The organism is Actinoplanes octamycinicus (assembly GCF_014205225.1).
Lineage (GTDB): Bacteria > Actinomycetota > Actinomycetes > Mycobacteriales > Micromonosporaceae > Actinoplanes > Actinoplanes octamycinicus.
In genome coordinates this window covers 922,136-947,938 of record NZ_JACHNB010000001.1, presented here as the reverse complement: position 1 = coordinate 947,938, position 25,803 = coordinate 922,136, and the positions used below count along the sequence as shown (strand labels likewise).

At 73.7% G+C, this 25,803-nt stretch carries 24 protein-coding genes; 13 read left to right on the top strand and 11 right to left on the bottom strand.

The window, feature by feature from the left end; genetic code table 11:
* Nucleotides 1-107 precede the first annotated feature (107 nt).
* From mshB to BJY16_RS04095, 3 genes are all read left to right on the top strand, one after another.
* Nucleotides 108-1,004 (top strand): N-acetyl-1-D-myo-inositol-2-amino-2-deoxy-alpha-D-glucopyranoside deacetylase, encoded by an 897-nt coding sequence (gene mshB / locus BJY16_RS04105; RefSeq protein WP_239177627.1) that lies wholly within the window; start codon nt 108-110, stop codon nt 1,002-1,004.
* A 23-nt stretch (nt 1,005-1,027) separates the two neighbouring features.
* Nucleotides 1,028-1,450 carry a hypothetical protein gene (locus tag BJY16_RS04100; RefSeq protein ID WP_185037783.1) on the top strand — a complete coding sequence of 141 codons (423 nt, stop codon included), beginning with the start codon at nt 1,028-1,030 and terminating at the stop codon, nt 1,448-1,450.
* A 95-nt stretch (nt 1,451-1,545) separates the two neighbouring features.
* Entirely contained in the window at nt 1,546-2,013 is a 468-nt protein-coding gene (locus tag BJY16_RS04095) for a hypothetical protein (RefSeq protein ID WP_185037782.1), read from the top strand.
* Here BJY16_RS04095 and BJY16_RS04090 read toward each other — a convergent pair.
* Nucleotides 2,010-2,969, bottom strand: coding sequence for a GNAT family N-acetyltransferase (locus BJY16_RS04090; protein WP_185037781.1), 960 nt, complete (start codon nt 2,967-2,969; stop codon nt 2,010-2,012). The two genes, BJY16_RS04095 and BJY16_RS04090, sit on opposite strands and share 4 nt — an antisense overlap.
* An 82-nt stretch (nt 2,970-3,051) precedes the next feature.
* Between BJY16_RS04090 and fdxA the strand changes: the two genes are divergently transcribed.
* Genes fdxA through BJY16_RS04075 form a run of 4 tightly spaced genes read left to right on the top strand, consistent with a single transcriptional unit; the run spans nt 3,052 to nt 6,426 of the window.
* Nucleotides 3,052-3,378 (top strand): ferredoxin, encoded by a 327-nt coding sequence (fdxA, locus tag BJY16_RS46375; RefSeq protein ID WP_106127678.1) that lies wholly within the window; start codon nt 3,052-3,054, stop codon nt 3,376-3,378.
* Complete coding sequence (dapC, locus tag BJY16_RS04085; protein ID WP_221502264.1) at nt 3,375-4,472, top strand: succinyldiaminopimelate transaminase; 1,098 nt, start codon at nt 3,375-3,377, stop codon at nt 4,470-4,472. Before fdxA ends, dapC begins: the two co-directional genes overlap by 4 nt.
* A gap of 4 nt (nt 4,473-4,476) precedes the next feature.
* Nucleotides 4,477-5,133: an SIMPL domain-containing protein gene (locus BJY16_RS04080; protein ID WP_185037779.1), complete on the top strand. Its 657-nt coding sequence runs from the start codon at nt 4,477-4,479 to the stop codon at nt 5,131-5,133.
* Nucleotides 5,134-5,178: 45 nt separating this feature from the next.
* Complete coding sequence (locus BJY16_RS04075; protein ID WP_185037778.1) at nt 5,179-6,426, top strand: DUF4407 domain-containing protein; 1,248 nt, start codon at nt 5,179-5,181, stop codon at nt 6,424-6,426.
* A gap of 13 nt (nt 6,427-6,439) precedes the next feature.
* Here the strand turns inward: BJY16_RS04075 and BJY16_RS04070 are convergent, their stop codons facing one another.
* From BJY16_RS04070 to BJY16_RS04035, 8 genes are all read right to left on the bottom strand, one after another.
* Entirely contained in the window at nt 6,440-7,435 is a 996-nt protein-coding gene (locus tag BJY16_RS04070; protein WP_185037777.1) for an SDR family oxidoreductase, read from the bottom strand.
* A 36-nt stretch (nt 7,436-7,471) separates the two neighbouring features.
* The gene (locus BJY16_RS04065; protein ID WP_185037776.1) at nt 7,472-8,080 is read right to left on the bottom strand and encodes a hypothetical protein; all 609 of its coding nucleotides are present in this window, start codon (nt 8,078-8,080) and stop codon (nt 7,472-7,474) included.
* Between the two features lie 320 nt (nt 8,081-8,400).
* On the bottom strand, nt 8,401-9,117 hold the full coding sequence (locus BJY16_RS04060) for a hypothetical protein (protein WP_185037775.1): 717 nt from the start codon (nt 9,115-9,117) through the stop codon (nt 8,401-8,403).
* Nucleotides 9,118-9,153: 36 nt separating this feature from the next.
* A complete protein-coding gene (locus BJY16_RS04055; protein WP_185037774.1) occupies nt 9,154-9,603 on the bottom strand; it encodes a hypothetical protein in 450 nt (149 codons plus the stop codon).
* A gap of 114 nt (nt 9,604-9,717) precedes the next feature.
* On the bottom strand, nt 9,718-10,179 hold the full coding sequence (locus BJY16_RS04050) for a hypothetical protein (protein WP_185037773.1): 462 nt from the start codon (nt 10,177-10,179) through the stop codon (nt 9,718-9,720).
* An 861-nt stretch (nt 10,180-11,040) separates the two neighbouring features.
* Nucleotides 11,041-11,790, bottom strand: a complete 750-nt coding sequence (locus BJY16_RS04045) for a class I SAM-dependent methyltransferase (protein ID WP_185037772.1) — start codon at nt 11,788-11,790, stop codon at nt 11,041-11,043.
* Between the two features lie 104 nt (nt 11,791-11,894).
* Complete coding sequence (locus tag BJY16_RS04040) at nt 11,895-12,944, bottom strand: DNA polymerase III subunit beta family protein (RefSeq protein WP_185046258.1); 1,050 nt, start codon at nt 12,942-12,944, stop codon at nt 11,895-11,897.
* A 54-nt stretch (nt 12,945-12,998) separates the two neighbouring features.
* Nucleotides 12,999-13,601, bottom strand: coding sequence for a LysE/ArgO family amino acid transporter (locus tag BJY16_RS04035; RefSeq protein WP_185037771.1), 603 nt, complete (start codon nt 13,599-13,601; stop codon nt 12,999-13,001).
* Nucleotides 13,602-13,677: 76 nt separating this feature from the next.
* Between BJY16_RS04035 and BJY16_RS04030 the strand changes: the two genes are divergently transcribed.
* Nucleotides 13,678-14,499 carry a LysR family transcriptional regulator ArgP gene (locus BJY16_RS04030; RefSeq protein ID WP_239177629.1) on the top strand — a complete coding sequence of 274 codons (822 nt, stop codon included), beginning with the start codon at nt 13,678-13,680 and terminating at the stop codon, nt 14,497-14,499.
* A gap of 41 nt (nt 14,500-14,540) precedes the next feature.
* On the opposite strand, the gene dapD is transcribed toward BJY16_RS04030, so the two are convergent.
* On the bottom strand, nt 14,541-15,485 hold the full coding sequence (gene dapD / locus BJY16_RS04025) for a 2,3,4,5-tetrahydropyridine-2,6-dicarboxylate N-succinyltransferase (protein ID WP_185037770.1): 945 nt from the start codon (nt 15,483-15,485) through the stop codon (nt 14,541-14,543).
* A 76-nt stretch (nt 15,486-15,561) separates the two neighbouring features.
* On the opposite strand from dapD, the gene dapE reads away from it, so the two are divergent.
* Entirely contained in the window at nt 15,562-16,632 is a 1,071-nt protein-coding gene (gene dapE / locus BJY16_RS04020) for a succinyl-diaminopimelate desuccinylase (protein WP_185037769.1), read from the top strand.
* A 7-nt stretch (nt 16,633-16,639) separates the two neighbouring features.
* Here the strand turns inward: dapE and BJY16_RS04015 are convergent, their stop codons facing one another.
* Complete coding sequence (locus tag BJY16_RS04015) at nt 16,640-16,819, bottom strand: hypothetical protein (RefSeq protein WP_221501879.1); 180 nt, start codon at nt 16,817-16,819, stop codon at nt 16,640-16,642.
* Between the two features lie 224 nt (nt 16,820-17,043).
* On the opposite strand from BJY16_RS04015, the gene BJY16_RS04010 reads away from it, so the two are divergent.
* The 4 genes from BJY16_RS04010 to BJY16_RS03995 are packed head-to-tail and all read left to right on the top strand — an operon-like array spanning nt 17,044 to nt 25,757.
* Nucleotides 17,044-17,811 carry an LOG family protein gene (locus BJY16_RS04010; RefSeq protein ID WP_185037767.1) on the top strand — a complete coding sequence of 256 codons (768 nt, stop codon included), beginning with the start codon at nt 17,044-17,046 and terminating at the stop codon, nt 17,809-17,811.
* Nucleotides 17,811-18,368 (top strand): LOG family protein, encoded by a 558-nt coding sequence (locus BJY16_RS04005; protein ID WP_185037766.1) that lies wholly within the window; start codon nt 17,811-17,813, stop codon nt 18,366-18,368. The genes BJY16_RS04010 and BJY16_RS04005 overlap by 1 nt, the downstream gene beginning before the upstream one ends.
* Nucleotides 18,369-18,408: 40 nt before the next feature.
* Nucleotides 18,409-22,137 carry an ATP-dependent helicase gene (locus BJY16_RS04000; RefSeq protein WP_185037765.1) on the top strand — a complete coding sequence of 1,243 codons (3,729 nt, stop codon included), beginning with the start codon at nt 18,409-18,411 and terminating at the stop codon, nt 22,135-22,137.
* A complete protein-coding gene (locus tag BJY16_RS03995) occupies nt 22,134-25,757 on the top strand; it encodes an ATP-dependent helicase (protein ID WP_185037764.1) in 3,624 nt (1,207 codons plus the stop codon). Before BJY16_RS04000 ends, BJY16_RS03995 begins: the two co-directional genes overlap by 4 nt.
* The last annotated feature ends 46 nt before the right edge of the window (nt 25,758-25,803 follow it).

The window sequence follows — 25,803 nt, the reverse complement described above, 5'->3', positions numbered from 1 at the left end:
CCGGGTAGTCCACGATCTCAGCATCGCTGATCAAGGGGGACTCCCGCCGGGTAAACCGGTGGGCTCGTCGGGCGAACCTGTCGGTGGTCGCGCGTACAGTATCCGCCGTGACCGTCGAGCAGACCGCACCCGATCCGCTGCCCGCCCGCCGCCTGTTGCTGGTGCACGCGCATCCCGACGACGAGGTCATCGGGACCGGCGCCACCATGGCGCACTACGTCTCCACCGGCGCCCACGTGACGCTGGTGACGTGCACCCTCGGCGAGGAGGGCGAGATCCACGTCCCGGCCCTGGCCCAGCTCGCCGCCGGGCAGGCCGACCAGCTCGGTGGCTGGCGCCTGGTCGAGTGGGAGCGGGCCTGTGACGCGCTGGGCGTCACCGACCGGCGCATGCTGGGCGGGCCGGGCCGCTACCGGGACTCCGGCATGATGGGCCTGGAGACCAACAAGCACCCCCGCGCGTTCTGGAGCGCCGACCTGGACGAGGCCGCCGCCCACCTGGTCGAGATCATGCGGGAGATCCGTCCCCAGGTCATGATCACCTACGACGAGAACGGGTTCTACGGCCACCCGGACCACATCCAGGCCCACCGGGTCGCGATGCGCGCCGCCGAGCTGGCCGGCCCGGACGGCCCGGCCAAGATCTACTGGACGGCGCAGCCGCTGAGCGTCCTGCGCGACGGCATGGAGGCGTTCAAGGAGTCGGAGAGCAACCCGTTCGCCGACGTCGACACCGTGGACGACCTGCCGTTCGGCACGCCGGACGAGGAGATCGCCGCCCGGATCGACGGCACCGAGCACTATGCGAAGAAGACCGCCGCGATGCGCGCCCACGCCACCCAGATCCCGGACAACTCCTGGCTCTACGGGATGGCCGGCGACTTCGGCGGCGAGTTCATGGGCGTGGAGTACTACACGCTGGTCAAGGGCGAGCGCGGCCCGGGTGAGGGCCCGCACAAGTGGGAGACCGACCTGTTCGCCGGCCTCGACCGGGACGACCGGTGACCCAGGCCCGGCGGGAGCCCGCCGTGCGAGCGCTGGCCGTGCTGGTCACCGTGCTGCTCACGGTGGTCGCCACGCTGCTCGAGTTCGAGCTGAGCGCGCTGCGGGTGGGCGGCCTGACCGGGCTGTTCCGCGGCGAGACCGACGTCTGGTCCGGGGCCGGTCAGCTGGCCGGCCTGGCCATTCCGGTCACCGTCGCGGTCAACCTGGGGCTGGCCTGGTTCGCGGTCGCCACGATCGGGCGGAGCTGGGCGATCGGCGTGCCGTGGGCGCTCTGGACGCTGCTGGCGCTGGGCGCGGCCGGCACCCGCACCACCGAGGGGGACTATCTGCTCGGCGGGGACAACTGGGTGGCGCTGGTGATGATCCTGGTCGGCAGCGTGACGTTCGCCGTCTACGCGTACCGGATGATCATGAAACCGCTCAAGGCGGCGCCGGAACCGAGCTGATTGTCAGCCGACTCTCAGCCCGCCTCTAGGAACTGTGGCGTGCCATGCGCCAAGATGACCGGGAATCGAGCGTCGTTCGTTCCCGGGGAGGTTTGATGAGGCAGCAGCGCTGGTTCCGGATCACGGTGCTGGCGGTCGCCCTGTTCGCGATCAACGCGGTGACCAGGCTGGTCGTCCGCATCGGATTCGACAGCTCGGACACCGCGCAGACCCGGGGCTCGATCGTCATGTTCGGGCTGGTCGCGCTGGTGCTGGGCAGCCTCGCCTTCACCTGGTCCCGGCGCCGCCGGCTCACCGACTGGCTGCCCGACCTCGGGGCCGGCGCGCTGGCCGGCATGCTGCTGACCGTCCTGGTCGGCCCGTTCCTCAGCGGCAGCCGCCCGCTGGGCAACGGGGTGGGCGACTTCTTCGCCCAGATCTGGCTCTACGCCGGCTGCGCGATCGTCGGCACCCTGCTCGGTTACTGGACCGCGGTGCTGCTCGGTCTGGACTACCGTTCCCGCTCGCTCAAGGCGTACAGCGAGCGCCGGACCGCCAAGCCCCGCCGGATCGTCCGCCGCTAGACCGGCGCCTCGCGGGTGAGATAGGTGTGATGGGTGCTGAAACCGAGCCGGCCGTAAAGCGCCACCGCGCCGGTGTTCCGCTCCTCCACCTGCAGGTATGCCCGGGTCGCGCCGTGCTGCGCGGCCCACTGCGCCAGCCCGCGGACCACGTGCCGGCCCAGACCGCGCCGTCGCGCGGCCGGCGCGGTCTGCAGCAGCGAGACGCCCAGCCAGCGGTCCGGTCCGGTGATCGCGCCGCGGGCGACCGCGATCAGGTCACCGTCCGCGTCGCGGACCTGAGCGAAGACCTTGTCCGGTACGCCGGTCAGGATCCGGACGGCGGCCTCCGGCAGCTCGCCCTTGTGCGCCGCGACCATGGTGAACCAGTCGTCGCCGGGGGAGTCGGCCAGGCCGACCGGCGGCAGGTCGGCGCGGGCCGCGGCGGCCAGCAGCGGGGCCAGCGGCGCGGTCTGCACCAGGGTGAGCGGCCGGGCGGTCCAGCCCCGCTCGTCCAGCATCGCGTTGACCGGGGCGGCCAGCGGCATCGGCGCGTTGACCAGCGGGCGCTGGCCACGGTCCCGGTACCACCGCTCGACCGCGTCGATCGCCGCCTCCAGTGGGCGGTCCGGGTCGCCGACCGCGAGCGCCGAGTTGGCCCGGCCGGTCCAGTTGTCCGCCGCGCGCAGCAGCCAGTTGCCCAGGGTCGCGCGGACCGGGGCCGGCCAGGCCGCGTCGGCGGCCAGCTCCAGGGCGATCACCGCGGCCGCGTGCGGGCGGCGGGCCGGCGGCACCCGCTTGGCCCGGTGCACCTCGCGCAGCGGCACCCGCAGGGTGCCCTTGTCGGTCGCGATTGTGAGATCGGTCTCGGTGAGGTCGACGAGCTCGCCCAGCGCATCCGTGTAGAGCGGGCGATCCTCGGATACGCCTACAATTCGCCGTACCACCACCCGGTGTCCCACATCCTGCTGTCGGAGCACGTATTACCTCCTTCGGCGGGAATACTAGGCTCTGCATTTGTCGTCGGCGGTCCACGCGGCGCGGCTTTGAAGGGAAAGACCCGTGACCTACATCATCGCTGAGCCCTGCGTCGATGTTCTCGACAAGGCATGCATCGAGGAATGCCCGGTCGACTGCATCTACGAGGGCAACCGGATGCTCTACATCCACCCCGATGAGTGCGTGGACTGCGGGGCGTGCGAGCCGGTCTGCCCGGTCGAGGCGATCTTCTACGAGGACGACGTCCCGGAGCAGTGGAAGGACTACACCAACGCGAACTACGAGTTCTTCGAGGATCTCGGTTCGCCCGGTGGCGCCTCCAAGGTCGGCAAGATCGAGAAGGACGCGACGTTCGTCGCCGCTCAGCCGCCGCGTGGGGACGCACACTGAGCGCTCTGTCGTCGGCCCTGCCGGATTTCCCCTGGGACCTGTTGGAGCCGGCCAAGACCCGCGCCGCCGCCCACCCGGACGGCATCGTCGACCTCTCGGTCGGCACGCCGGTCGATCCGGTCCCACCGGTCATCCGGCAGGCCCTCGCCGAGTCCGCCGACACGCCCGGCTATCCGCTGACCGCCGGCACCGCGACCCTGCGGGCCGCGATCGCCGGCTGGCTGGCCCGGGCCTGCGGCGCCTCCGGTGAGCTCGGGGTGCTGCCCACCATCGGCTCCAAGGAGCTGGTCGCCTGGCTGCCGACGCTGCTCGGCGTCGGCCCCGGCGACCGGGTGGTCATCCCTCAGGTCTGCTACCCGACGTACGAGGTCGGCGTGCGCCTGGCCGGCGCCGAGGTGATCCGGTCCGACTCGCTCACCGCGGTCGGGCCGGCCCCGGTCAAGCTGGTCTGGATCAACTCGCCGTCCAACCCGACCGGCCGGGTGCTCCCGGCCGAGCACCTGCGCAAGGTGGTCGCCTGGGCCCGCGAGCGCGGCGCCGTCGTGGTCAGCGACGAGTGCTACCTCTCCCTCGGCTGGGAGACCGAGCCGGTCTCGGTGCTCGCCGACGAGGTGACCGGCGGCGACTACACCGGCGTGCTGGCCGTCCACTCGCTCTCCAAGCGCTCCAACCTGGCCGGCTACCGCGCCGGTTTCCTCGGTGGTGACCCGGCCCTGGTCGGCGAGCTGCTGGCGGTGCGCAAGCACGCCGGCATGATCGTGCCGGCGCCGGTGCAGGCCGCCATGGTGGCCGCGCTGACCGACGAGGAGCACGTGGCCGTCCAGCGCGAGCGTTACGCGGCGCGCCGGGAGATCCTGCGGTCCGCCCTGGTCAAGGCCGGTTTCGAGATCAGTCACTCGGAGGCCGGGCTCTACCTGTGGGCGACCCGCGGCGAGGACTGCTGGCAGACCGTGGACCGGCTGGCCGAGCGGGGCATCCTGGCCGCGCCGGGCGCGTTCTACGGGCCGGCCGCCGCCCAGCACGTCCGGATCGCGATGACCGCGACCGACGAGCGGGTGGCCGCGGCCGCCGACCGTCTGGCCGAGGGGATCTAGCGCGATGGAGCGTCTCCCGGTCGTCGTCGCCAGGGGTGAGGCGGTCCGGGAGGTGCTGCCCGAGCAGGCGGTCGTGCACGTCGAGTCGACCGCCAAGGGCCGCAGCCGCGAGTCGGTGCTGGAGCGGCTGACCGAGCGGTCGGCCGCGATCGGCGCCGTTCTCGACCGGTTCGCCGCCGCGATCGAGCGGCGCGAGAGCGCCGGCTTCCACGTGCGCCCGCAGCTGAAGCGGCGCGGCGAGGAGGTCCTCGCCTACCACGGGGTGATCGCCACCCGGGTGATCGTCACCGACTTCACCGTGCTCGGCGACCTGCTGCTGCGGCTGGGTGGCGAGGAACTGACCACGGTGTCCGGCCCGTGGTGGCGGTTGCGTCCGGAGACCCGGGCGGCCGCCGAGGTCCGGCAGGCGGCGGTGGCCGACGCGCTGCGGCGTGCCGGTGAGTACGCGGCTGCGGTCGGTGCCCAGGTGGACAGCCTGCTGGAGATCACCGACTCGTTCGCCGAGGGCGGTTACGGCATGGCGGCCGGCGGCGCGGCGTTCCGGAACCTGTCCGCCGAGGACTCCGGCTCGCTGGAACTGGCGCTGGAGCCGGAGTTGCAGACGGTGCAGGCGGCCGTCCGGGTCACCGTCACGATCAGCCGGCCGACCCTGCCGATCTGAGCGTTCCGGGCACGCGCCACGCCCCGGTCGGCCAGACTCGACCGCATGCGCACGGGCCTCGGGCACCTGCTGCTGCAGGTGGCGAACGTGAATCCGCGCAGCGTGACGACGCACTCGGATCGCGTGCTGTACCGCTCGATCGGCGTCTTCATCCTGCTCTACTTCGTCTACGCGACGATCGGCGGCGCGGCGTTCATCGACGCCAGCAGCGGCTACCGGCATCCCTGGTACCAATGGCTGGTCGGCCCGCTGGTCGCGATCGGGGTGGTCGCCTACGACCGGGCCGTGGTCGGCCGGGTCGGGATCAACTACGAGCGGCTCGACTCCACCGACCCGCACCTGCTGCTGCGCCCGCCCACCGTCGGCCTCTACCTGGGCCGGGTCGGGCTGGCGCTGCTGTTCGCGGTGGTGGTGACCGAGCCGCTGATGCTCGCCCGGTACCGCGGCGAGATCGACGCCCGGCTCGCCGAGACGCACAACGCCCAGCTCAGCCGCCTCGACGCGGGCGGCGCGGTGGCCGGTTACCAGGCCCGGCTGACCGAGCTGCGGGCGCAGACCGGGGCCGACGACGCCGCGGTCCGCTCGCTCACCGATCGGGCGGCCGGCAAGCGCCATGACGCCCGTGCCCTCTACCGTCAGGCGCTGGCCGACTCGCGCGGCTCCGGGGTCACCCACAGCCCCGGCTGCCCGCGCGGCGGCTACTGCGACGACCTGGTCCACCGTTCCCGGTCGCTGGACGTCCAGGCCGCGGCGCTCGACCGGCAGGCCGCCCAGCTGCAGCGCGACCAGCGTCCGGAGCGCGCCGCCCGGGCCGCCGAGCAGTCCCGGCTGGCGTCCCTGCTCGCCGCCGAGCGGGCGGCCAACGCCGCGGTGGTGCGCGGCGACTCCGGCTTCGGTGCCCGGACCGCCGCGATGTGGCGCCTGGTCACCGCCGACTTCTGGGGGGTCGGCGTCTACTACCTGGGGATCGCGCTGCTGATGGTGGCGCTGGACTGCGCCGCGATCGGTCTCAAGTTCGCCTCCCGGGGCAACGCCTACGAGCGCACCGAGGCGCGCGCCGCCCGGCTCCGCGAGCACGAGGCGGCGCTGATCCACGAGCGCGAGGTGCACGACGCCCGCACCTACGGCGACGCCACCGCGAAGGTGGTCGCCGACGGCATCGAGGCGGCCAGCCACGACGCCCAGCTGGCCCGCGCCGCGACCGACCGGGCCCGCGCGGTTCTGCATACCGCGGTGGTGGTCGATCCGGCGGACCTGGAGCCGCGCTTCTACCGGGCCCGGATGGACGCCTGAACCGGCCGGTCGGTCATCGGCGTCCGAACGCCCAAGCGGCCCCGGCCGCCACCAGCCCGGCCCCGGCCGCGGCCAGCACGCCGTGGTGCTGCGACGCCCACAGCTGCACGCTGCGCGGCGTGGCCTGGTCGTCGAAGTCGCCGTGCGCGCCCGCGTCGGTGTTCTCGTCGGCCGGCTGCCACAGGTTGGCCGGCTGGTCCGGGGAGCGGCGCTCGTCGGTCTGCTGCCCCTTGAAGCCGGTCCGGGCCAGGTAGCGGTCCAGGATCCCGGGCGCGATCGCGTTCGCCGCCAGGGTCAGCGCGGTCGACCCGCCCACCCAGTACTCGCGGCGCTTCGGGTGGTCGGCGGCGTACTCGACGGCACGCGCGGCGATCTCCGGCTGGTAGATCGGCGCGACCGGCTGGGCCTTGCGCGGCAGCCGGGACAGCACCCAGCCGAACTGCGGGGTGTTCACCGCCGGCATCTGCACCATGGTCACGTGCACGTTGCTCTTCTCGTGCAGCAGCTCGACCCGCAGCGACTCGGTGAACCCCTGGATCGCGTGCTTGGCCCCGCAGTACGCGCTCTGCAGCGGGATCCCGCGATATGCCAGCGCCGATCCGACCTGCACGATCACGCCCTGGTCCCGGGTGCGCATCCGGGACAGCGCGGCCCGGGTGCCGTAGACGTAGCCCAGGTAGCTGACCTCGGTGGTGCGTACGAACTCCGGCATCTCGATCTCGACGAACGGGGCGAAGACGCTGGAGAACGCGTTGTTGACCCAGAGGCCGATCGGCCCGAGCTCCTTCTCCACCCGTTCCGCGGCGGCGTCCACCGCCTGGTAGTCGGCGACGTCCACCTCGATCGGCAGCGCGGTGCCGCCGGCCCGGCGGACGTCCTCGGCCGCGCCCTCCAGGCCTTCCTCGCCGCGGGCCAGCAGGGCGACGGTGTCGCCCCGGGCCGCCAGCCGCCGGGCGACCGCCCGGCCGATTCCACCGCTCGCGCCGGTCACTACCGAAATCCTGGTCATACCAGGTGATTGACCCGGATTCCGCGGCCGGAAACCTCAGCGCTCGGTGCCTCGCGCCCGCAGCGGCACGGTGAAGTTCGCGCCGACGCAGGACTGCGGCGTGCCCCGCTCCACGGCCAGTGCCCGGGGCAGCGTGAAGGCGCCGACGGTGTTCTTGGCGACCTCCCAGGAGACCGGGTACGAGGTCTGGTTGACCCGGACCCGCGGTGTCGTGCAACCGGCGTCCCGGTGCTCCGGGTCGGCCACCACGTTGCCCGGCCCGACCCCGATCGAGGTGATCCGGATCGGCACGTTCCGGTCGTTGGTGACGGTGACCAGCAGGTTCCCGTGGTCGCCGGGCCGCAGCACCTGCCCGAGGTCGGTGCGCCCGCGCAGCACCATGTCGATCGCCGCCGGGGCCGGCGCGGCGGCCGGGTCCGGCTGGGTGAGCCGCCAGTAGGCCCAGGCCGCACCGGCGTTGGCGAGCATCGCGGCGACCGCCGCCAGCCCCAGGATGGTCCGCGACCGCCGGTCGAACCGGCGCCGTCGCGGCTCCCGCACCTCCCAGGTGGGTTCCTCGTGGTCGGCGGGGTCCAGCTCGATCCGGACCTCCGGCTTGCGGCCCGCGCCGCCCGGATGGTTCGTCAGGACGTCACGCCGGATCACGAGTCCGCCCCCGAGGCGGCGGCCGCAGACGGGTCGCTCAGGTGTGGCATGCGGCTCGTTCCTCCTCGGACGCCGGTGGAAAAGGCCGGGCTGGCGTTCATACAACGTTCCCTGATAGAGATGTCCGATGTGATCGGTTTTCCGTCCGCCGTTGTAGGCGCATAAATCGGAACGATCTACCCAAGCGGTTTACCCCGCCGGAGGGATCGGCCACTCTCCAGGGTCGCCGCCAAAGTGTCCAAGATGCTCCTCGACACGCCAGCGACCTGCACGAACGCACTCCTAGCGGGCACCGCCCACCGCTTCAAATCCGCGGTCGTCTAACCACCGGTCACCGTCGGCTCGGCGCTGCCGGGGTCCTCCGTCCGCTCCGGCCCGTCCGCCGTCGCGGTCCCCGGCGCGGTCGCCTCGCTCGTCGGCCCGCTCGTCGCCCCGGGGGCCGCCCCGCGCGCCGGCCCGGTCGTGGGCCCGGCCGTCGGCCCGGTCGTCGGGACGCTGGTCGGAATCGGCCGCTCGCCGGCGCCCGCCTGGCCTCCCGGCGTCGCCTCCGGCGCCGATCCGCGAGGGCCGTCGCTGCTCACGGTCATTCCCGCGCCCCGCGCCGGTTCCGTGGTGCGGCTGTCCTTCTTCGGTACGAAGGAGACCGTCGCGCTCGCCGGCCCGACCCACCCGGACCCGGCGAGCGCCCGTACGACAAAGGTCCCACCGGTTCTGCCGGACGGGGAGTACGCACAGCTCAGCTGCGCCGTGCTGGTCTCGCAGACGGCGGTCTCGGCGGGTCCGGCCGTGGCCAGTACCCGGTATCCGCCGACTGCGGCCCCGGAGGCGAACCTCGCCTCGTCCCAGGAGAACCGGAACGTCCCGGCGGTCACCGTCAGGGCCAGGTTCTCGACGACCGGCATCCGCTCGGCCCGCACCGTCGCCCGGGCCGGTGCGGCGCTCACTGTCCAGGTGGCCCACGCGGTCACGCCGCTACCGGCCGCGATCGCGCCGGCCGCGACCGCCGCTACCAGGGCTGCCCCGGTCCGGCGCCTCATCGTGCCACCGTCCGCGGGTCCGCGGCCGGGTGCCGGTCAGCGGGCATCGCTGCGCCCGGTCGCGGTGAGCGGCACGGTGAACGTCGCGCCCACGCAGGCTCCGTCCGAGGCGTTGCTCATCCGGACGCCGTCCGTCACCCGGAAGGTCCCGGTCGACCGGGCGAGGATCCGCCACGAGACGGTGTTGGTCTGCTTGATCAGGGAGACGCCGGTGGTGCGACAGCCGGCGGCCTGATGTGCGGGATCGGCGACCACCGGGCCGGGGCCGGCAGCGGTCCGGGTGACCAGCACGGGGAACCGGTTCTCGTTGCGGATCGTCACGTAGAGGGCGCTTCGCCGGCCGGGATACAACGCCGCCTCGGGCCGGCCGGACAGCTGCAGGGCGAGCACCGTTCCGGCGGTGGCCGAGGCGCGTCCGGTGGCGGTGAGGCGCCAGCCGGCCCAGGCGATGCCGCCGCTGGTGACCAGGGCGGCCGCGATCGTCACGACGAGCACGGGTCTGGCCCGCGGCGATGATCTGAGCAAGGTCCGTGTCCTGTCTCGTGCGGAGGGCGGGAAGAGCTGCGGGGGACGCCCGCCAGGCGTCCCCCGCAGGTCCGGTCAGGAAGCGTTGCTCTGGGCGTCCAGCACGACGTTGAAGCTGAACGTGGCGCCGATGCAGCTGTCCTCCGCCGTGTTGTCCATGTGCAGCGACCGGGCGTAGGTGATGTCGCTCGATCCGTTCGCGGCGAGTTCGAGGCCGGTCGTGGGCATCGCCGCTTCCTCGACGAAGGTGACGCTGCCGGCGTTGCAGTCGCCGGAGGCGGTGATGTCGGTGAAGTCGATGTCGTGGATCACCACCGGGAAGGCGTTCGGGTTGGCGACGTGAAACTTGACGTCGACAGTCGCGCCCGGGGCCAGGCCGGGCGAGCTGACCGACGTGACCTGCAGCTGGGCGACCGAGTTGACCGCGCTGGCCTGTGCCTGCCCGGTGCTGGTCACGGTCCAGGCGGCCCAGGCGGCGCCCGCTCCGATGACGCCGACGGTGGCGACGGTGAGGACGGTGGCGGAACGCTTGGTCATCTTGCGCATGGGGAGGTTCCTCCTGGAACGGGTTCGCGGCGCGCGTTTCCCCCGGTTGCGGAGCGACGGAAACAGCGAGCGCGTCGTTGGATCGGGTGTCGCCGGAGCCGTCTGGCGTCCCGGCGCTGCGACAAAGATGGCTGACCGCCGCAGACCCGGCGATAGGGTGTCCGGGCCACCTGATCTGGATGATCCGTACGTTTCGCCGAACTGTTCCGGTTACCCCATACGCGTGGCGGAGGCCGAGAAGCCGCCCCATCCGGGCCCGTCGTGCCGCCCGCTGAGCTGCGGTGATCCGTAGATGCAGCCGGCAGCGCCCGCGCGCAAGCCCGAACAGCTCTCATGCGACGGGGACAGCTCAGCGAAGCAGCGCCGCGATGGTTGAGAGGTGAAGTTTTCCGGGTCGAGATGCCGGCCGCCGACCCGAACGGGTTAAGCCGATCGCCGCCCGCGTCCCCTGAAAGAGGCTTCCGATTTATGCCTCTGTCAGCCGCCGAACCCGAAGCCGGAGGCGGCGTGCCCGTGAACTCGCCGCCCGCGCGGGCTGAAGCGTCCGTCGAGCGCCGGGTTCGCAGGCAGCGGTGTCGTTGGACACGCCGCGGGTGCCAGGTCGTCGGGCCCGAGCAGGCGGCGGTGTCCTGGGAATCGCCGCAGGCGCGGGGGCGTCGGGCTGAGGAGGCAGCGGTGTCGTTGGACTCGCCGCTGGCGCGGGGCGTCGAGTCGGGGGCGGCGGTGTCGTTGGACTCGCCGCTGGTGCGGGGCGTCGGGCTGAGAAGGCGGCGGTGTCGGTGGACTCGCCGTTGGTGCGGGGGCGTCGGGCTTAGCCGAAGGCGGTGACGGGGAAATCGCCGCGGGCGCGGGCTATGCGTCTGCCGGGCGCCGGGCCTGGAGCAGGAAGCGGTGTGCGCGGGCGGTGAACTCGCCGCGGGCTCGGATGACCGCGGTGAGGCGGGCCAGCTCGCGCTCGTACTTCTGCGGGCTGAAGTCGCGGACCTGCCAAGGCACCGTGCGCAGGTGGTGCACCACGGCCCGGATGTCGCGGAAGGCGAGACCCGGGTGCTCCTCCCGGACGTCGGTCACCTGCAGCCCGGCCGCGGTCAGAGCGGCCGCCGCGACCTCGGCGTCCCAGCGGCGCGGGTGCGGCGGCGGGGCGCCGAGTGCGTCGTTCAGCTCGGCCAGGTCGTCGCTGCCGACCTGCTGGGTGAGCAGCACGCCGCCGGGTTTGAGCAGGCGGGCGATGTCCGCCGCGGGGAGTCGCCCGTGCCGGCTCAGCACCAGGTCGAACTCGTCCTCGCCGGCGGGCAGCTCGGTGAGCACCTCCACGCCGAACGGGGCCAGCCGCTCCCGCGCCGCCGGCGTGTTGCGGGCCCAGCTCTCCACCGCGACGGTGTGCGCGGGCAGCGGGACGAACTCGGCCAGCAACTCGCCGCCGCCGGTGTCCAGATCGAGCAGGCTGCCCGCGGTGCGCACCAACGGCCGGGCGATCTCCGGGAACGACCAGGACGGCTCGGACGCGACGGCCAGCCCGTCCAGCCAGGCGAACTCCCACCCGGTCATGGACGCGCCGGCAGCCGTGGTGTTGAGGTGGTCATCCGGCGGGCTGTTGCGCACACGCCGACGGTAACCAGAGCGGTCGCTCAAAGTCCCGGTGGTCTCACCGTTCACGGAAGTCGTGGCTGAACCGTGTTCAATCCGCGACTAAACGCGCAGCGCGGTCAGGCGCGGACCGGCATGAGCAGGGAGAAACGGGAATCGTCCGCGGCGCTCCGGATGGTCAGCGGCTGGACCGGACCGTCCAGGTCGAGCAGCAGCTGGCCGGGGCCCCCGGCGTCCACCGCCTGGAGCAGGAACTCCCGGTTCACCGCGACGTGGGCGTCGCCGCCGGCGGTCCACTCGCCCTCGTCGGCCAGCCGCAGCTCGCCGCCCGGGGCCACGGCGAGGATGGTGACCGGATAGTCCGCGCCCTCGTGCTCACGCCGCACCTCGGGGGCGCCGGTGACCAGCGCCCGCAGCCGGTCCGGGTCGACGGTGAGCCGGCGGGCCGCCGTGCCGTCCGGGGCGATCAGCCGGCGGTAGTCCGGGAACTCCACCTCCAGCGGTTCGGTGCGCAGCTCGGGGCCGGTGCCCTCCGCCCGTACGCAAGAAGGATCGATCTCGAGGGTCAGCGAACCGGAAGTGAACTGACGCAGCTCGTCGGCGAAGGCGACGGGCAGGTAATGCCGGGCGGCGGGGCCCTCGACCGTGGCCGGGGCGGTGGCCACGGCGAGCCGGTAGCGGTCGGTGGTGACCAGGGTCAGCGTGCCGTCGCCGGTCTCGAACAGCACGCCGCCGGGGAACGGCAGGCCGGGGACCGGATCGGTGGTGGCGAACCGGACCGCGTCGAGCGCGGCCCTCAGGTCGGCGGCGGACAGGGTGACTCGGGTCATCGGGCTCTCCTCCAGATCGAGCAGGGTGTGCAGGCGGAGGAGCTCACGGCGGGCATCGGCGAGCCCGGCCTCCAACCGGGCCAGATGATCGTCGAGCCGCTTGCGGACGGCCTCGGGCCGCTCGAGGTCGCGCACGACCTGCGCGATCTCGGCGACCGGCATGCCGACCCGCCGCAGCCCGGCGATCAACCGGGCGGCCTGGACCTGCTCGGCGGAATAGCGCCGGTAGCCGGTGACCGGGTCGACCACGGCCGGGACCAGCACGCCGGCGCCGTCGTAAAAGCGCAGCGCGCTGACCGTCAGGCCGCTGGCCCGGGCCGCCTCGCCGATGGTCCGCATCTCGCTCCTCACACCTACTGACCCTGGTCCCTCGAGTTGGTGGAGGGTCAAGCCTCAGCCACCCAGCAGGAGTGTTGCGGCCACCACAGCCATCACCACGGCGATCAGACCGTCCAGGATCCGCCACGCCCCGGGCCGGGCCAGCAGCGGGCCGAGCCGGTGCGCACCCAGGCCGAGCACGGCGAACCAGGACAGGCTGGCCGCCGCCGCGCCCAGGCCGAACAGCCAGCGGTGCGGGTGCTGCTGGGCGACCGAGCCGAGCAGCAGCACGGTGTCCAGGTAGACGTGCGGGTTGAGGTAGGTCAGCGCGAGCGTGGTGAGCAGGGTGGCGCGCAGCGTGGCGGGAGCCTTGCCGGCCGGGTCCAGGCTGCCGGTGGGGCGGATCGCGCGGCGGGCGGCGAGCACCGCGTACCCGGTCAGGAAGGCGGCCCCGACCCAGCGGATCGCGGTGACCAGGCCGGGCTGCGCCGCGATGATCGCGCCGAGGCCGGCGATGCCCGCCGAGATCAGCGCCAGGTCGGAGAGCGCGCAGGTGAGCACGACCGGGATGACGTGTTCGCGGCGCAGCCCCTGGCGGAGGACGAACGCGTTCTGCGCCCCGATGGCGATGATCAACACGGCGGAGGCGATGAAGCCGGCGACGGCGGAGGTGAGCACGGGTCCGACGGTAGGGTTCACCCGGCTGTGCAATCCAGCTAAAGATTTTCAGGATGAATTAGCGATACTTAATCGCGTGGACCAGGTGCAGCTCGAGACCTTCCAGGCAGTCGTGGAGCAGGGCAGTTTCGAGGCGGCCGCGCGGGCGCTGCACGTCACCCCATCGGCGGTCAGCCAGCGGATCAAGGCACTCGAACGAGCGGTCGGCCAGGTGCTGGTGCGCCGGGCGAAACCGTGCACGGCGACCGTGGCGGGCGAGGCGCTGATCCGGTTCGCCGGGCAGGTGGCGCTGCTCGAGCGGGAGGCGCTCGCCCAGGCCCGGGGCGGCACCCGGGTCTCGATCGTGGTCAACGCGGACTCGCTGAACACCTGGTTCCTGCCGGTGCTGACCCGGGTGCCGGGCGCCACCTTCGAGATCCACACCGACGATCAGGACTACACCGCCGACCTGTTGCGGTCGGGGACCGCGATGGCGGCGGTGACCGCGGAGAACGTCGCGGTCCAGGGCTGCCGGGTGGAGCGGCTGGGGGCGATGCGTTACCTCGGGATCATCGCGCCCGGGGTGGACTTCGCGTCGGCGCCGATGGTCGTCTACAACCGCAAGGACCGGTTGCAGCACCGGTTCCTGGAGGTGGTCGGGGCCTCCGCGGCCGGTCGGCCGATCCATTACGTGCCGGCCGCCGCCGCCTTCAACGAGGCGATCCGGCTGGGCCTGGGCTGGGGAACGGTCCCGGAGCAGAATGCCGGGCCGCTGCTGGAGTCCGGGGAGTACGTCGAGATGTTCCCGGGTGAATACCTGGACATCCCGCTCTACTGGCAGTACTGGCGGATCGAGTCCACCCTGCTCAACGAGCTGACGGCCGCCGTGCGCACGGCGGCCGCCCAGGCCCTGCGCTGACCACCGGACGCAATGCCCGCCGAGCGCAGCGAGGCCATGACTCAGTTCGCGTGCAGCGCCGAGTTCAGCTCGATGCCGGTGCCCTTGCGCGGACGGGCCTCCAGGGCGCCGGTGACCGAGTTCCGCCAGAACAGGAGATTGTTCACACCGGACAGCTCGATGGCCTTCACCACACGGCCGTCGGGCAGCGCCACCTTCGACGACGCGGTGATGTAGGTGCCCGCCTCGACCACGCAGTCGTCGCCCAGCGAGATGCCGACACCCGCGTTCGCGCCGAGCAGGCTGCGCTCGCCGATCCGCACCTTCTCCTTGCCGCCGCCGGAGAGGGTGCCCATGATCGACGAGCCGCCGCCGATGTCCGAGCCGTCGCCGACCACCACGCCCTGCACGATCCGCCCCTCGACCATCGAGGTGCCCAGCGTGCCGGCGTTGAAGTTGACGAATCCCTCCTGCATGATCGTGGTCCCCGGGGCCAGGTGGGCGCCCAGCCGGACCCGGTCCGCGTCGGCGATCCGGACCCCGCTCGGTGCGACGTAATCGGTCATCCGCGGGAACTTGTCGATGCCGTAGACGGCCAGGTGCCGGCCGGCGGTGCGCTCCAGGAAGCGCAGCTCGTCGACCCGGTCCGGCGGGCACGGGCCGGCCGAGGTCCAGGCCACGTTCGCCAGCAGGCCGAAGATGCCGTCCAGGTTCAGCTCGTTCGGCCGGACCAGGCGGTGCGAGAGCAGGTGCAGCCGCAGGTACGCCTCGGCGGTGTCGGCGATCGGCTCGGCCAGCGACTTGATCGAGGTGCGGACCTCGACGGTCGAGAGTCCGGGCAGCAGTTTCGGGCCGGTCAGGCCGGCCGGCAGCACCGGCGGCTCGGCCGGCTCGTCGCCCAGGCCCAGGAATCCGGCCGGGAACCAGGTGTCCAGCACCTGTCCCTCGGCGGTGACGGTGGCGAGGCCGATGCCCCAGGCGGGCGAGGTCGAGATCGCGGTATCCACGAGGTGAACCCTACTAAAGCCGAGGGGTCTCGATCGGGCGCGTCCGGTGCTCGGGACGGCCTTGTATGGTGCGGTCATGGCCAACCCGCTTACCCCGGACGTGTTGGTCGACCCGGTCGAGCTGACTCGCGCCCTGGTCGACATCGAGTCCGTGTCCCGCGACGAGAAGGTGATCGCCGACTGCGTGGAGGACGTCCTCCGCCGGGCCGGCCACCTGACCGTCGAGCGCGTGGGTCACACCGTGATGGCCCGCACCGAGCTGGGCCGCGGCCAGCGGGTCGTGCTGGCCGGCCACCTGGACACCGTGCCGATCAACGACAACTGGCCGTCCACTGTCGTCGACGACCTGATCTACGGCTGCGGGACCTCGGACATGAAGTCCGGCGTCGCGGTCGCCCTGCACCTGGCCGCCACCCTGCCCGACCCGGCGTACGACGTGACCTACCTGTTCTACGAGGCCGAGGAGATCGAGTCCGAGTACAACGGGCTGAACCTGGTCGCCGCCGCGCACCCGGAGTGGCTGCGGGCCGACTTCGCGGTGCTGCTGGAACCGACGTACGGGGTGGTCGAGGCCGGTTGCCAGGGGACCATGCGGGCGCTGGTGCGCACGCACGGCCGCCGGGCGCACACGGCCCGGGCCTGGCGCGGGGTGAACGCGATCCACGCCGCCGGCGAGGTGCTGCGCCGGCTCGAGGACTACCACCCGCGGACGGTGACGATCGACGGGTGTACGTACCGGGAGGGGTTGAACGCGGTCCGGATCTCCGGCGGCGTGGCCGGCAACGTGGTCCCGGACGAGTGCGCGGTCGAGGTCAACCTGCGGTTCGCCCCGGACCGTTCGGAGAGCCAGGCGCTGGCCCACCTGCACGAGGTGTTCGACGGCTTCGAGCTGGAGATCACCGACTCGGCGCCGGGCGCGCTGCCGGGACTGGCCGCCCCGGCGGCCCGCGAGTTCCTCACCGCGGTCGGCGTGGCCCCGGCCGCCAAGCTGGGCTGGACCGACGTGGCCCGGTTCGCGCAGCTGGGCATCCCGGCGCTCAATTACGGGCCGGGCGACCCGGCACTCGCGCACGCGCCGGACGAGCACGTGGAGATCGGCCAGATCCGGGACGGCGCCGCGACGCTGCACCGCTGGCTGGCCGGTTAGCTCCCGGTCAGGCCTGCGGGACGGCGACTCGGCCGATCGCCCGCTGCGGCACCACCAGCGGCAGCTCCGGGGGCGGGATCTCCATCGTCGTCTCCAGGTCGACCGCGGGTTCGTCGTGGCGGGCGGCGAAGGCCATGCGGCGTTCCTCCACCACCAGCTGGATCCGCCGCTGCATACGACGGTGCATCTTGAGACGCTCGTAGCGATTCGTCACGGTGGCCGCCCTTTCACCGGGACACCCCGACTCGGGTGCCGTGCCTGCCGTGTGGACGCGGTTCGGTAACTGTATAGACGCGCCAGAGCTACCGTCCGTTGCTTCAATCTGGCAAAAAGGTCTCCGAGTCGCAATCCTCTTGCCGAAACGCAGCCGGTTATTCACCTCGTACTGACCGTCCGCACTACCTTGGACGCATGACGGAGAGCACCAACGGGCGACCACCGGCCACGCCACAGCGTCATCGAGGTGCGGTCACGCTGCGTCGGGAGGCCGTGCCGCCCAGTACCGCTGACGAGAAACTTCTCGATTCCCACCATCGCGGTGAGTGGAAGACCAAGGACGCCTGGCGCGCGCTGCGGATACTCTCCGAGTTCGTCGAGGGCTTCGACACCCTGGCCGACCTGCCACCGGCGGTCAGCGTCTTCGGCTCGGCCCGCAGCGCACCGGACAGCCCGGAGTGCGAGCTGGCCACCGGCCTGGGCGCCGCGCTCGCCGAGGCGGGCTACGCGGTGATCACCGGGGGCGGCCCGGGCGTGATGGAGGCGGCGAACCGGGGGGCCACCGAGGCCGGCGGGATGTCCGTCGGGCTGGGCATCGAGCTCCCGTTCGAGCAGGGTCTCAACGACTGGGTCGACATCGGCATCGACTTCCGTTACTTCTTCGTCCGCAAGACCATGTTCGTCAAGTACGCGCAGGCGTTCGTGGTGCTGCCCGGCGGCTTCGGCACGCTGGACGAGCTGTTCGAGGCGATCACCCTGGTCCAGACCCGGAAGGTGACCCGGTTCCCGGTGATCCTGATGGGCGTCGACTACTGGAGCGGCCTGCTCGACTGGATCAAGCGGCGGATGCTCGACGAGGGCAAGATCAGCGAGGCGGACCTGGACCTGATCCAGGTCACCGACGACGTCGCCGAGGCGGTCCGGATCATCGTGGAGGCCGAGGCGGCGCAGGTGTCCTCCTGATGGCGGCGATCTGCGTCTTCTGCGGCTCGTCGGACACCCTGGAGCAGCGCTGGCTGGACCTGGCCGCGGCGACCGGGCGGGCGCTCGGCGAGCGGGGTCACACCCTGGTCTCCGGCGGCGGCCGGGTCGGCATGATGGGCACGGTCGCCGAGGGCGCCCGGGCCGGCCGCGCGCACACCCTCGGGATCATCCCGCAGTGCCTGGTCGACTGGGAGGTGGCCGACACCGCCTCGGACGAGCTGATCGTCACCACCGACATGGCCGCCCGGAAGAACGTGATGATCGAGCGGTCGGACGCGTTCCTCACCCTGCCCGGCGGCCTCGGCACCCTGGACGAGCTGTTCGAGGTGTGGACCACGGCGACGCTCGGCGTGCACCGCAAGCCGATCGTGCTGCTCGACCCAGACGGCTTCTACGACGGCCTGATGACCTGGCTGACCGGCCTGGTCGGCACCAAGTTCGTCCGGGCCGGGGCGATGGAGACGGTGCTGGTGGCCCGGACCGTCGCCGAGGCGCTGGACGTGATCGAAGCCGCACTGCCGGCCCCGGAGGGGTGACCTCCCGGAATCGTCATACCGGCGTGCTCTCATAGATGCCGTGAGCACGCCGGCCCCCCAGTCCCCGGTGCGCCGGCCGGCCTATCGCCTGGTCCGGCGCCCGCGCCCGGCCACGCCCGAGGTCCGCCCCGACCCGGTGCAGGCCCGGGTGGTGGCGCACACCACCGGCCCGCTGCTGGTGGTCGGCGGCCCCGGCACCGGCAAGACCACGGCGCTGGTCGAGGCGGTCGCCGCCCGGATCGCCGAGGGCGTCGACCCGGAGCGGATCCTGGTCCTCACCTTCGGCCGCCGGGGTGCCGCCGCGCTCCGCGACCGGATCGAGGCCCGGGTCGCCGACGTGCCCGGGCGGATCGTCCACGAGCCGCTGGTGCGGACCTTCCACGCGTTCGCGTTCGGGCTGCTCCGCCGGGCCGCCGCGGAGCACGGCGAGCCGGCCCCGCGGCTGCTCACCGGCCCTGAGCAGGACCTGATCATCCGTGAGCTGCTCGCCGTGGTGGAGGACCCGGAGGCCGCCGACACCATCGGCTGGCCCGAGTCGCTGCGCCCGGCGCTGCCCACCCGCGCCTTCGCCCAGCAGCTGCGTGACCTGATGCAGCGGGCCGCCGAGCGCGGGGTGGGCGCCATCGAGCTGGCGCGTTACGCGGCCCGGCTGGGCCGTGACGACTGGGCCGCCGCCGCCCGCTTCCTGGAGGAGTATGTCGCGGTTCTCTCCCTCCGCGACGCCACCACCCGTGGCTCGGTGGCCTATGACCCGGCCGAGCTGGTCCGGGCCGCCTCCGGCCTGCTCGCCGACGAGCCGGACCTGCTGGCCGCCGAGCGCCGCCGGTTGGCCTATGTGTTCGTCGACGAGCTCGCCGAGACCGACCCGGCCCAGATCGACCTGCTCGCCCAGGTCGCCGGCGGTGGCAAGCCACTGGTCGCCTTCGCCGACCCGGACTCGTCGATCTTCGGCTTCCGGGGCGCCGACCCGGAGGTGGTGGCCGCCTTCCCGGCCCGTTTCCGCACCCCGACCGGCGCCCCCGCCGAGACGATCACCCTGCACACCAACCACCGGTCGGCTCCGGCCCTGCTCACCGCCACGTCCGGGGTGGCCCGCCGGATGCGCGGCCGGTTCGCCCACCGCCCGATGGTCCCGCCGCCCCCACCGGCCCCGCCTCCGGCCCCGGCCGACCCCTCGGCGCCGGAGATCACCGGGGACGAGATCTCGCCGACCGGCCCGGTCGCCGAGGCCGTGGTGCGCACCTTCCGGTCGCCGGCCGCCGAGACCGCCTTCATCGCGCATGCCCTGCGCGAGGCGCACCTGCTCTACGGCGTGCCCTGGTCCCGGATGGCGGTGCTGATGCGGTCCGCCACCCTCCAGCAGCCCTCGGTCCAGCGGGCGCTGGCCGCCTCCGGCGTGCCGACCGTGATCCACGCCGAGGACCTGCCGCTGCACCTGCAGCCCGCGGTGGCGCCCTTCCTCCTGCTGCTGCGCTGCGCGCTGGACCCGGAGCTGCTCGACGAGGAGGCCGCCGTCGCGCTGCTGCACTCGCCGCTCGGCGGGGCCGACCCGCTGGCCGAGCGCCGGCTGCGCCAGGGCCTGCGCGCCCTCGCGGTGGCCGCCGGCGACCGGCGGCCGTCCGGCGAGCTGCTGGTCGACGCGGTCCGCGACCCGGCCGGCCTGGACCTGGTGGAGCGCCGCTGGGCCCGCCCGGCGCAGACCATCGCCCGCCTGCTCACCGTGGCCCGCACCGCCGCCGCCGAGCCCGGCGCCTCCGCCGAGGAGGTGCTCTGGACCGTCTGGCGGGCCAGCGGCCTGGCCGACCGGTGGTATGCGATGAGCACCGGAAACATCCGGATCACCGACCCCGCCCAGGCGGCCCGGGCCCGGCAGTGGCGCGCCGAGGCCGCCGACCGTGACCTGGACGCCATGGTGGTGCTCTTCGACGCGGCCGCCCGGTTCGTCGACCGGCTGCCCGGGGCCGGCGTCCGGGTCTTCCTCGACCACGTGCTCGGCCAGGACCTGCCGGCCGACACGATCGCCCCGAGCGCCGACCGCGGCGAGGCGGTCCGCCTGCTCACCGCGCACGCGGCGAAAGGCCTGGAGTGGGATGTCGTGGTGCTGGCCGGCGTGCAGGAGGGCATCTGGCCCGACCTGCGCCTGCGCGGCAGTCTGCTCGGCTCGGAGCGCCTGGTCGACGCGGTGGCCGGCCGTCCGGCGTCCGGTTCGGAGGCGATCGTCGCCGAGACGTCCGCGCTGCTCGACGAGGAGCGCCGCCTCTTCTACGTGGCCACCACCCGGGCCCGCCGCCGGCTGGTGGTCACCGCGGTGGCCTCGGCCGGCACCGGCGGCGCGGCGATCGAGGAGCAGCCCAGCCGCTTCCTGACCGAGCTGGCCGCCCCGGGCCCGCAGCCCCCGCCGCCGGACGACGACCCCGGCGCCGAGGCCCCGCTGCCACCGGAGCCCACCGACCCGGACGATCCGGGCCCGACCGGCGACACGCCGCCGCCGGAGCCGACCGATCCGGACGATCCGGGCCCGACCGGCGACACGCCACTGCCGGAGCCGACCGATCCGGACGATCCGGGCCCGACCGGCGACACGCCGCCGCCGGAGCCCACCGGCGACACGCCGCCGCCGGACGACCCCGGCGCCGCGGACCTCCCACCGCGCCCGGAGCCGGCCGATGCCGCGAGCCGGTCCGGGGAGCCGGCGCTGACCGGCCCGGAGCACGAGCGCCGGGACGAACCGGGAGAAGCTAATGAACCGGACGACCTGGACGACCCGGAGCTGACCGTCGGCCGAGCGCCCCGGGCATTGACCCTGGCCGCCCTGGTCGCCGAGCTGCGTACCGTCGTCGTGTCCGCCGCGGAGACGCCCGCCCGCCGCCGCGCCGCGGCCGCTGAGCTCGCCCGCCTGGCGTCCGCCGGCGTGCCCGGCGCGCATCCGGACGAGTGGTGGGGGCTGCGGCCGCTCTCCGACGACCGGCCGCTGGTCGACGACGGCGAGCCGGTCAAGGTCACCCCGTCGGCGATGGAGAGCGCCCTCCGCTGCAGCCTGCGCTGGCTGCTGGAGCGACACGGCGGCGCGGCCCCGTCCGGTCCGGCGCAGGGCATCGGCAACCTGGTGCACGCCGCCGCGATGCTCGCCGAGGACGCCCACGCCGACCGGGAGAAGCTGGTGGAGTACGTCTCCGCCCGGTTCGACTCGATCGAGCTGGCCGCCCGCTGGATGGCCGGCCCGGAGCAGGAGCGTGCCCAAGCCATGGTGGACAAGCTGCTGCGCTGGCTGGCGGCGAACCCGCGGCGGCTGCTGGCGATCGAGCACGAGTTCACCGTCCGGCTGGAGGACGAGCACCGCCCGATCCAGCTCACCGGCCGGGTCGACCGGCTGGAGATCGACGAGGCCGGCCGGCTCGTGGTGATCGACCTGAAGACCGGCAAGTCCACCGCGCTCTCCGCCGAGGTCGCGGAGAACCCGCAGCTCGCCGGCTATCAGGCGGCGGTCGACGCGGGCGCGTTCGGCGATTTCGGCGTGGACAGCGGCGGCGCCGCCCTGGTCCAGCTCGGCCCGGGCAAGGAGGCCCGGGAGCAGATGCAGGTGCCGATCACCGAGGCCACCGACCCGCAGTGGGCCTATCAGATGGTCCGCCGCACCGCCGACACGATGGCCGCCGCCACCTTCTCCGCGGTGGCGAACAGCCGCTGCCGGGTCTGCCCGGTGCGCACCAGCTGCCCGGTCTCCGGCAAGGGGCGCCAGGTCGTGGAACCACCGAAGGATCAGCGATGAGAGCAGACGCCGGCCCCCGCTTCACCCCGGTCGAGCTGGCCCGCCTGCTGCGCCTTCCGACGCCCACCGACGAGCAGGCCGCGATCATCGCGCACCCGGTGAAACCGCTGCTGGTGGTGGCCGGCGCCGGTTCCGGCAAGACCGAGACGATGGCCTCCCGGGTGGTCTGGCTGGTCGCCAACGGCTATGCGCACCCCGGTGAGATCCTCGGCCTCACCTTCACCCGCAAGGCGGCCGGCGAGCTGGCCCACCGGGTCCGCACCCGGCTCGGCCAGCTGACCCGCCGGCTCGGCCGGGACGACGCGCTGGCCGGCGAGGCGACCATCTCGACCTACCACTCGTACGCCGCCCGGGTGGTCACCGAGCACGGCCTGCGCGCCGGGTTCGAGCCGTCCGCCCGGCTGCTCACCGAGGCGGCCCGCTGGCAGATCGTGGATTCCCTGGTCCGGGCCTACACCGGGGAGATGACCGGGCTGAACCGCGCGCCCGGCACGGTCACCGACGACGTCCTCGCGCTCTCCGCCGAGCTGGCCGAGCACCTGAAGTCGCCGGACGACCTGGCCGCCTGGACCGGCCGGTTCTTCGCCGAGGTGCAGTCGTTCCCCGGCCGGATGTACAAAGACGTCACCGAGATGCTCCGCCGGCAGCAGCACCGGCTCACCCTGCTGCCCCTGGTCCGCCTCTACGAGCAGCGCAAACTCGATCTGGAGGCGATGGATTTCGGCGATCAGATGGCGCGCGCCGCGCTGGTCGCCCGGGACCATCCGGAGGTCGGCCGGATCGAGCGCGGCCGGTTCCGGGTGGTCCTGCTCGACGAGTACCAGGACACCAGCCACGCCCAGGTGACGATGCTGAACAACCTGTTCGGCGGCGGTCACCCGGTGACCGCGGTGGGGGACCCGTGCCAGTCGATCTACGGCTGGCGGGGCGCGTCGGCCGGCACCCTGGAGCGGTTCCCCGACGAGTTCCCGGACGCCGCCGGCCGCCCGGCCTGGGTGCAGAGCCTGACCCGGAGCTGGCGCAACCGCCCGGAGATCCTCCAGGTGGCGAACGTGATCTCCGCCCCGCTGCGGGCCCAGGTCGGGACGCTGCAACCGGCGGATCGGGTGGCCGAGGCGGTGGGCGGGCGGACGGTCAGCTGTGCGCTGCTCACGACGTACGCGGAGGAGGCCTCCTGGATCGCGGACTCGATGCTGACCGCCTGGCGTCTGGTGGCCGGCATGCCGAAGGCATTGCCGGAGGAGATCCCCCTGGAGCGGCGCCCGACCAGCGCGGTCCTGGTCCGGGTGCGCAGCCAGATCCCGGTGATCGAGGAGGCGCTGCGCTCCCGCGGCCTGCCGGTCGAGGTGGTCGGGCTGGGCGGCCTGCTGGACACCCCCGAGGTCCGGGACGTGGTCTGCACGCTGCGGGTGCTGGCCGACCCGACCGACGGCGCGTCGCTGCTGCGCCTGCTCACCGGCGCCCGCTGGCGGATCGGCCCGCGCGACCTGGTCGCCCTGCACCGGAGGGCCCGGGCGCTGGCCGCCGACCGCGCCGCGCAGCACGCCGAGACGGCCGGGGAGCCGGACGCGGTGATGGCCGACCGGCTCGACGACGCCACGCTGGTCGAGGCGATGGCCGACCTGGGCAGCCCGCACCAGTACTCGATCGAGGGGTTCACCCGGCTGGCCGCCTACAGCCGGGAGCTGGGCGCCCTGCGGCAGCGCCTGGATCAGCCGCTGCCCGACCTGCTGGCGGACATCGAGCGGACCATCGGGCTGGACGTCGAGGTCGCGGTCCGCGGCTGGGCGGCCGGCGACGCCGGACTGGCCCGCGGTCACCTGGACGCGCTCGGCGAGGCCGCCACCCGCTACGTCAGCGAGAACGAGACCAGCACGCTCGCCGGGTTCCTGGCCTTCCTGGCCGCCGCCGAGGAGGAGGAGCGCGGGCTCGAGCCGGGCCAGGTCGACGTGGCCGAGGGCGCCGTGCAGATCCTCACGGCGCACGCCGCGAAGGGTCTGGAGTGGGACGTCGTCTCGGTGGCCGGCCTGTGCCGCGGCGTCTGGCCGGGTCTGGTCCGCGGCTCCGACCACTATCTGGGCGGCATCGGCGTGCTGCCGTTCCCGCTGCGGGGCGACGCGGCCGGGCTGCCCGAGCTGGACCTCGACGACGCGGTCGAGCAGAAGGACGTGAACAACGCGCTCACCGAGTTCGCCCGGGTCTGGCGCGAGCACGACGAGCGCGAGGAGCGCCGCCTGGCCTACGTCGCGATGACCCGCCCGCGCCGCCTGCTGCTCTGCTCCGGCTACTGGTGGGGCGACGGCGTGAAACGTCCGCGCGGCCCGTCGGTCTTCCTCGACGAGGTCCGCGCGACCTGCGAGGCCGGTGCCGGGGTGGTGACGACCTGGACCCCCGAGCCGGCCCCGGGCGCGACCAACCCGAGCGAGGAGCTGGTCGCCACCGCCGAGTGGCCGGCCGACCCGCTCGGCCTGCGCCGCCCGGCGATGGCCGCGGCCGCCGACCTGATCCGCCGCATGATCGCCGACCCGGACGCCTCCGCGGCCGAGGCCTTCGCCGACCTCGCCACGGCCCATCCGGAGGTCGCGGCCCGCGCCGGCCTCGCGGCCGACCTCGCCGGCCTGGCCGGCCACGGCTCCCTCCCGGCCGCTTCGGCGCCTTCCGCCTCGTCGCTTCCGGCCGCTTCTTCCCCAGGCCACCCCTTTGCGGTACGCCCGGAGCCCGCCGAGCACCCCTCCGCCGAAGCCTCGCCCGCCCCGCCTGCGGATCCCGCCGAGCCCGCGCCGGTCCCCGCCGAGTCCGCCCCGGTCCCCGCCGAGCCCGCGCCAGGCCCCGCCGAGTCCGCCCCGGTCCCCGCCGCGCCGGCGCTCGACCGGGACGCGCTGCTGGCCGCCGCGACCGCCGCCGACCGGGTCACCGCCGCCGTCGACCCGGACATCGCCCGCTGGCGCCGCGAGGCCCAGCTGCTGCTCGCCGAGCGCGCCGAGCGCACCCGCCAGGACGGCCCGATCGAGGTCGCCCTGCCCCCGCACCTCTCGGTCTCCCAGCTGGTCGTCCTCCGCCGCGACCCGCAGGCCCTGGCCCGTTCGCTGCGCCGCCCGCTCCCGCAGCGCCCGGCCCCGCACGCCCGGCGCGGCACCGCCTTCCACGTCTGGCTGGAGCAGCGGTTCGGCGCGGCCCGCCTGATCGACATCGACGAGCTGCCCGGCGCCGCCGACGACCAGGCGGCCGGCGACGAGGAGCTGGCCGAGCTGCAGGAGGCGTTCCTCACCGGTGAGTGGGCCGACCGCACGCCGATCGACGTCGAGGTCCCGTTCGCCACCACGGTCGCCGGCGTGGTGGTCCGCGGCCGGATGGACGCCGTCTTCGCCGATCCGGGCGACCGCTTCGACGTGATCGACTGGAAGACCGGCCGCCGTCCCACCGGCGCCGCCGCCGAGGCCGCCGCGGTGCAGCTCTCGGCGTACCGGATCGCCTGGGCCACGCTGGCCGGCGTCCCGGTCACCCGGGTCCGGGCCGGCTTCCACTATGTCCGCGAGCAGGTCACCGTCCGGCCCACCGACCTGATGGACGTGGCCTCCCTGACCGCCTTGATCACCGAGATCCCCGAGGAGGCCCTCTGACCGGGGCCGCGCCGGCTCAGGCCGTCTCCCGGACCCCGGCCGGGGC

Bases quoted from the DNA above. Each gene is read 5' to 3' on its own strand.
- BJY16_RS04095 (WP_185037782.1), top strand. From the start codon at position 1,546: ATGAGGCAGCAGCGCTGGTTCCGGATCACGGTGCTGGCGGTCGCCCTG.
- BJY16_RS04080 (WP_185037779.1), top strand. From the start codon at position 4,477: ATGGAGCGTCTCCCGGTCGTCGTCGCCAGGGGTGAGGCGGTCCGGGAG.
- BJY16_RS04075 (WP_185037778.1), top strand. From the start codon at position 5,179: ATGCGCACGGGCCTCGGGCACCTGCTGCTGCAGGTGGCGAACGTGAAT.
- BJY16_RS04070 (WP_185037777.1), bottom strand. From the start codon at position 7,435: ATGACCAGGATTTCGGTAGTGACCGGCGCGAGCGGTGGAATCGGCCGG.
- BJY16_RS04060 (WP_185037775.1), bottom strand. From the start codon at position 9,117: ATGAGGCGCCGGACCGGGGCAGCCCTGGTAGCGGCGGTCGCGGCCGGC.
- BJY16_RS04050 (WP_185037773.1), bottom strand. From the start codon at position 10,179: ATGACCAAGCGTTCCGCCACCGTCCTCACCGTCGCCACCGTCGGCGTC.
- BJY16_RS04040 (WP_185046258.1), bottom strand. From the start codon at position 12,944: ATGCGGACCATCGGCGAGGCGGCCCGGGCCAGCGGCCTGACGGTCAGC.
- dapE (WP_185037769.1), top strand. From the start codon at position 15,562: ATGGCCAACCCGCTTACCCCGGACGTGTTGGTCGACCCGGTCGAGCTG.
- BJY16_RS04015 (WP_221501879.1), bottom strand. From the start codon at position 16,819: ATGCACCGTCGTATGCAGCGGCGGATCCAGCTGGTGGTGGAGGAACGC.
- BJY16_RS04010 (WP_185037767.1), top strand. From the start codon at position 17,044: ATGACGGAGAGCACCAACGGGCGACCACCGGCCACGCCACAGCGTCAT.
- BJY16_RS04005 (WP_185037766.1), top strand. From the start codon at position 17,811: ATGGCGGCGATCTGCGTCTTCTGCGGCTCGTCGGACACCCTGGAGCAG.
- BJY16_RS03995 (WP_185037764.1), top strand. From the start codon at position 22,134: ATGAGAGCAGACGCCGGCCCCCGCTTCACCCCGGTCGAGCTGGCCCGC.